The following is a 6,000-nucleotide window of genomic DNA, read 5'->3' on the forward strand; positions in this document are numbered from 1 at the left end:
GGTAAAGCCCGCCGCGGGCACCGCAGAGCCTATCGCATCGGCGAGCCGGACCAGGCTCAGCCGACCAGTTCCCCCGACTCCCCCATGCGCCCGCCGGAGCCGAGCACCGCCCGCGCCTCGGTCAGCATGGAAAGGGCCCGCGCCTCGTAGGTCGGCGTGTTGATCGACTGGAACAGGCTCAGCGCCTGCTCGAAGTGGACCGCGGCATGCTGGGCGTCGTCGCACGCCAGGGCCAGCTCTCCCAGCCCGAGCAGGGAACGCGCCTCGGGGAGCCGGTCGCCCGTCGTCCTCGCCAGCCGGACCGCGTTGCGCAGCGCCTCCTCGGCCAGCGCGGTCTCGCCCTGCCGGAGCCGGGCGATGCCGAGCCCGTTGAGGATGTACGCCTCTCCGACCGGGTCGCCGATGGCGCGCACCATCGTGAGCGCCGTGTCGAAGATGTCCGCCGCGAGGGCAGGCTCGTCCCACGCCAGGTAGGTGTCGCCCATGCGGTGGAGCACCTGGGTCTCGACCCTCCGGCTGCCGCCGTCGCGGCTGAGCGCCAGCGCCTCGGACAGCAGGGTGCTGGCCCCCTCGGGGTCGCCGGTCTCCAGCCGCAGCTGGGCCAGGTTGTGCAGCACGTACGCGGAGGACACCTGGTCTCCGGTGCTTGAGAACATCGCCAGGGCGCGCTCGTAGTGGGCCGTGGCCTCCTCGAAGTTCCCGCTCATCCGCTCAAGGAAGGCGATGCTGCGCAGCACCAGGGCGGTGCCCTGGTCGTCGCCGATGTCGGCGAAGAGCCTGGTCGACTCCTCGAAGTCGCGGTGTGCCTCAGCGAACCGCTTCTCGGTGATGTGGAGGGAGCCCCGCGAGTACAGCATCGCCGCCTGGCCGCGCACGTTGGAGGCGAGGCGGACGGCCGCCAGCGCGGTCTCGTGGGTCTCACGCCAGTCGTCGAGGTAGACGCGCGACTCGAACAGCGTCACCGCGCTGACCGCGAGGTCCCAGGACAGGTCCACGAAGCCGGCCTGCGCCGCCTGTCGGATGCCCGACACCAGCAGAGGCCGCTCGCGCTCGTACCAGGCGAGCGGCTCGGCGACGAGCTGGCCGACCAGCCTCTCGGGGAGCGGCCAGCGCGGGGCGTCGCTGTGGATCTGGACGTAGTCATTGCCGTACTCCCGGCGGTGGGCCGCCTCGGCGAGGAACAGCAGGGCGCCCAGCACGCGTTCGAGGGCGGCCTTGCGCTCGGCCGAGGTCTCCTCGCTGGCGAGGCACTCGCGGGCGAACACGCGGATGAGGTCGTGGAAGCGGTACAGGCTGTGCACGCCGTACCCGCCCGCGGTCTCGATCAGCTGGGCGTCGGCCAGCTCGTCGAACAGGTCCGCGGCGTCGGCGAAGGGGACACCGAGCAGCGCGGCCCCGATCCACACCGAGAACAGGCCGGTGTCCAGGATCGCCAGCCGCCTGAACAGCCGCCTGGCCTCCTCGCCGACGCTCTCATAGGTGAGGGAGATGCTCGCCCTGATCCCCATGTCGCCGTGGTTCAGCTCGTCGAGCCTGCGGGTCTCGTCCTCCAGGCGGCTGACGAGCTGCTCGATGCTCCAGTGGGGACGGGCGGAAAGCCGGGCGCCGGCGATGCGGAGCGCCAGCGGCAGCTGCCCGCACAGCTCGGCCAGCGCCTTGGCCGACTCGGCCTCGGAGCGCACGCGCGCGGTGCCCGCGATGCGCGCGAGAAGCTCCATCGACTGGTCGGCGTCGAAGATGTCCATGTCGACGTGGATGGCCCCGGCCAGCCCGCCCAGGCGGCTGCGGCTCGTGATGAGCACGGCGGACATGCGGGTGCCCGGGAGCAGCGGCAGGACCTGGCTCTCGGTGGCCGCGTCGTCCAGGACGACCAGGGTCCTGCGGTCGGCGAGCAGCGCGCGGTACATCTCGGCGCGCTCTTCGAGCCCGTCGGGCATGGCGTTGCCCGGCACGCCGAGCGCGCGCAGAAACCGTTCGAGCACGTGCATGGGGCTGACCTGCCGGGAGGCTCCGCCGTGCAGGTCGGCGAACAGCTGGCCGTCGGGGAAGCGCTCGGCCACCATGTGCGCGGCGTGCACGGCGACGGTGGTCTTGCCGATGCCGCCCTTGCCCGCGACGATGATGATCGGCACCGCGAAGCGGGTGGGATCCTCCGAGGCGAGCGCCAGCTCCCTCTCGATGGCGTCGATCTGCTTGGCGCGGCCGGTGAAGTCGGCGATCGCGCTCGGGAGCAGGAACGGCACGGGGACGACGGGCGCGGCGGCCGGCGGCTCGACCGGGATTATGGTCGCCTTGACCGGGATGTCGAGACTCTCGTCGGCGGTCAGGATGGCGTGTTCGAGGCGCTGGAGCTGCTCGTTGGGCTCGATGCCCAGCTCCTCGATCATGGTCTCCCTGGCGAGCCGGTACACCTGGAGCGCCTCGGCCCTGCGGCCCGAGCGGTAGAGCGCCAGCATCAGCAGGCCGCGCAGCCGCTCGCGCAGGGGATACTGCTCGATGAGGCGGGTCAGCTCGCCGATCAGCTCCTGGTGCCTGCCGAGGTCGAGCTCAAGCTGGATGCAGTCCTCGTTGGTGGTTATCCGCTCTTCGGTGAGCCTGCCCGCCGCCGACTGCACCGGCCTGCTCTCGATGCCCTGCAGGGCCTCCTCGCCCTGCCACAGCTTGAGGGCGTCGCGGTAGCTTCTCACCGCCTCGTCGAGGTCGCCGGCGTTGCGCGCGCGGCGCGCCTCGCCGGTCAGGGCCTCGAACCGCTGAGCGTCGAGGCGGCCCTCTTCGACGCGGATGATGTAGCCACGGGGGTGGGTGGAGATGATGTCCGCGCCTTCGTGCGCGGCGAACAGCCGTCGCAGCGAGGAGATGCAGATCTGGACCTGGGCGCGCGCGGTGGGAGGCAGGTCCTCGCCGTAGATGGCCTCGGCGAGCCGGTCGACGGTGACCAGCCGGTTGGCGTCGAGCAGGAGATTGGCGAGGGTGATTCGCTGCCGCGCCCCCCCGATGTCCAGGCGGTCACTGCCTGCGATCACTTCAAGCGGTCCCAGGATCCGGAACTCCACCTGTTGACTCCTTGCCAGAAAACCCGCGGACACATCCGGAAGTCTTCGCGCTCTCAGCCCTCCTGAGACAAGTATCAGGTACGCGCCCCCAGGCGGGCCGGGCTTTGGGGCCGTTGGTGGCGAATCGCCTGCTGCGACGTGCAGTGGAGCCAGGTGGTACTGCTCATCCTCCTTGAACCCCTACCGCTAATGCCCATATCGTACAACTAAGTGGCTACAGGAACCAGACGGGTATTTACATACCGAAAAGTTCATCTGTGAAGCCCGTTATGTGTGAGAAATGATCCCCCTACGGTGCCGCATGGGCTATTAGCCGGCGGGAAGCCCGCTCCGGCCCGCAGCGAGGGGCCATGAGCATGAGGGGACGGGTGGACCGGCGAGGGCCCGGGCCCCCCTGGTGCTCCACGATCTTCGTGTGGGGGTCCCCGGACCCGTCCCCGCGCCACCGGGAGTCGGGGGAATTCCACGGAATGGGCGGCACGCGTCCTGCCCCGTATTCGGGCCGCGGTTCGGCGGCCAACGGTTGTCAGACGATTCTCATCCCGGCGCGATAACCGCGTTATCCGCCCGCCCCGGGCTGTAGGGGTTCCGCAGGGGTTTCAGCGGGGTTCGGCGCCCGTCTAGCATCGAATCAATCGAGCTTGGAACGGATTTTTAGCCGCATGATGAGGTGGTGTCTCTGGTCGGTGGTTTCCTTCGCAGTAAGTCCCCACGCGGGCAAGGGCCATCGCGCGAGCGCCACTCGCACGATGGCTCTTGCTTTGCACGCGCGAGGAGCGGCCGACGGGGGAGCAGGGCCGTGACCAGGAGTTCGACGACGCCGACCCAGAGGAGGGACATGACCGACGAATCGGTGGAGGCATTTCGCCCCGCCAGGCCCGGGAGTGTCATGCGCGTGCGGAAGGGCATCGTCGGAGAAATCGCAAAGATGAATGTCATCAGGACGGACACGTTCGTCGTAAAGGCGATCGGCGGCATGGTCGCCGATTCGCCCGCGCGATCGAAGGCACCACCTATTCAAAGCAGGTCGGCGTTCGCTCCGGAATCGGCGGCGGCGACCTCGTCCAGGCGGCCGGAGGTGGGTGACCGCCCCCGCTCCGGTGCAGGCGCTCCAGGCGGAATTCCCGCGTACACCTCATCGCGAGGCAGGCGCTTCGACGCCGGCCGATCGGTGAGCGTGGCCGCCGACAATCGCTTCCGAGTTGAAGCTCCCCAGTACGCCGGGCCGAGAGCCCGCGCCCATGAATCCGAGGAGTGAAGATGTCCCGCCGCCTGTTCACGTCCGAGTCGGTCACCGAGGGTCACCCCGACAAGATCGCCGACCAGATCAGCGACGCCATCCTGGACGCCATGCTCAAGGGCGACCCCAAGAGCCGCGTGGCCGTAGAGACGATGATCACCACCGGTCAGGTACACGTCGCCGGAGAGGTGACGACGGAGACGTACGTCGACATCCCCGGCCTCATCCGGGAGAAGATCCTTGAGATCGGCTACGACGCCTCCCACAAGGGCTTCGACGGCGCCTCGTGTGGCGTGTCGGTGTCCATCGGCGCGCAGTCGCCCGACATCGCCCAGGGCGTCGACGACGCCTACGAGATCCGCGAGGGCGAGGGCGCCGACGAGCTCGACCGCCAGGGCGCCGGCGACCAGGGCCTGATGTTCGGCTACGCGACCCGGGAGACCCCCGAGCTGATGCCGCTTCCGATCACTCTGGCGCACCGCATGGCCCACCGGCTGTCGGAGGTCCGCAAGAACGGCACCATCGCCTACCTGCGTCCCGACGGCAAGACCCAGGTCACCATCGAGTACGACGGTGACCGCCCGGTCCGCCTCGACACCGTCGTTCTCTCCACCCAGCACGCCGTCGGCATCGACCTGGACGACATGCTGGCCCCCGACATCAAGGAGCAGGTGGTCGACCCGATCCTGGCCGGCCTTGAGATCGACACCGAGGGCTACCGGCTGCTGGTCAACCCGACGGGCCGGTTCGAGATCGGCGGCCCGATGGGCGACGCGGGCCTGACCGGCCGCAAGATCATCGTGGACACCTACGGCGGCATGGCCCGTCACGGTGGCGGCGCGTTCTCCGGCAAGGACCCGTCCAAGGTCGACCGCTCGGCGGCGTACGCCATGCGGTGGGTCGCCAAGAACGTCGTGGCCGCCGGGCTCGCCGACCGCGCCGAGGTGCAGGTGGCGTACGCCATCGGCAAGGCGCACCCGGTCGGGGTGTTCGTGGAGACCTTCGGCACCGAGAAGGTCGACGTCGAGAAGATCCAGCAGGCGATCCTCCAGGTCTTCGACCTGCGCCCGGCCGCGATCATCCGCGACCTCGACCTGCTCCGCCCGATCTACTCGGCCACCTCCGCGTACGGCCACTTCGGCCGCGAGGGATTCTCCTGGGAGTCCACCGACCGCGCCGACGCTCTCCGCCAAGCCCTCTAGGAGGCGCCATGACAACCTTCCGCGAGCTTCTGGCCCAGCGTGTCCTGGTCGCGGACGGGGCCATGGGGACGATGCTGCAGGCCTTCGACCCGTCCCTCGCCGACTTCGAGGGCCACGAGGGCTGCAACGAGGTGCTCAACGTGACGCGCCCCGACATCGTTCGGGGCGTGCACGACGCCTACTTCGAGGTGGGCGTCGACTGCGTGGAGACCAACACCTTCGGCGCCAACCTCGCCGCCCTGGGGGAGTACGACATCCCCGGCCGCGTCTACGAGTTCTCCGAAGCGGGCGCCCGGCTGGCCCGTGAACGGGCCGACCACTGGTCGACCGGCGAGCGGCCCAGGTTCGTGCTGGGTTCGATGGGTCCGGGAACCAAGCTCCCCACTCTCGGGCACCTTCCGTACGAGAGGCTGCGCGACGCCTACCGCGACAACGCCGCCGGTCTGATCGCCGGGGGCGCCGACGCGCTGATCATCGAGACCTGCCAGGACCTGCTGCAGGTCAA

General features: G+C 69.6%; 4 protein-coding genes. 3 read left to right on the forward strand and 1 reads right to left on the reverse strand.

What is annotated here, in order from left to right; all coding sequences use genetic code 11:
- Positions 1–56: 56 nt before the first annotated feature.
- Complete coding sequence (locus ACGFIV_RS30740) at positions 57–3,053, reverse strand: BTAD domain-containing putative transcriptional regulator (protein WP_392838375.1); 2,997 nt, start codon at positions 3,051–3,053, stop codon at positions 57–59.
- A gap of 838 nt (positions 3,054–3,891) precedes the next feature.
- Between ACGFIV_RS30740 and ACGFIV_RS30745 the strand changes: the two genes are divergently transcribed.
- The 3 genes from ACGFIV_RS30745 to ACGFIV_RS30755 form a co-directional block, all read left to right on the forward strand.
- On the forward strand, positions 3,892–4,311 hold the full coding sequence (locus tag ACGFIV_RS30745; protein WP_392838376.1) for a hypothetical protein: 420 nt from the start codon (positions 3,892–3,894) through the stop codon (positions 4,309–4,311).
- Between the two features lie 2 nt (positions 4,312–4,313).
- Positions 4,314–5,495: a methionine adenosyltransferase gene (gene metK, locus ACGFIV_RS30750; RefSeq protein ID WP_392838377.1), complete on the forward strand. Its 1,182-nt coding sequence runs from the start codon at positions 4,314–4,316 to the stop codon at positions 5,493–5,495.
- Positions 5,496–5,503: 8 nt separating this feature from the next.
- The coding region (locus tag ACGFIV_RS30755; RefSeq protein ID WP_392838378.1) for a homocysteine S-methyltransferase family protein at positions 5,504–6,000 on the forward strand (497 nt) is incomplete at its 3' end.

This window comes from Sphaerisporangium sp. NPDC049003, from assembly GCF_043197795.1.
GTDB lineage: Bacteria > Actinomycetota > Actinomycetes > Streptosporangiales > Streptosporangiaceae > Sphaerisporangium.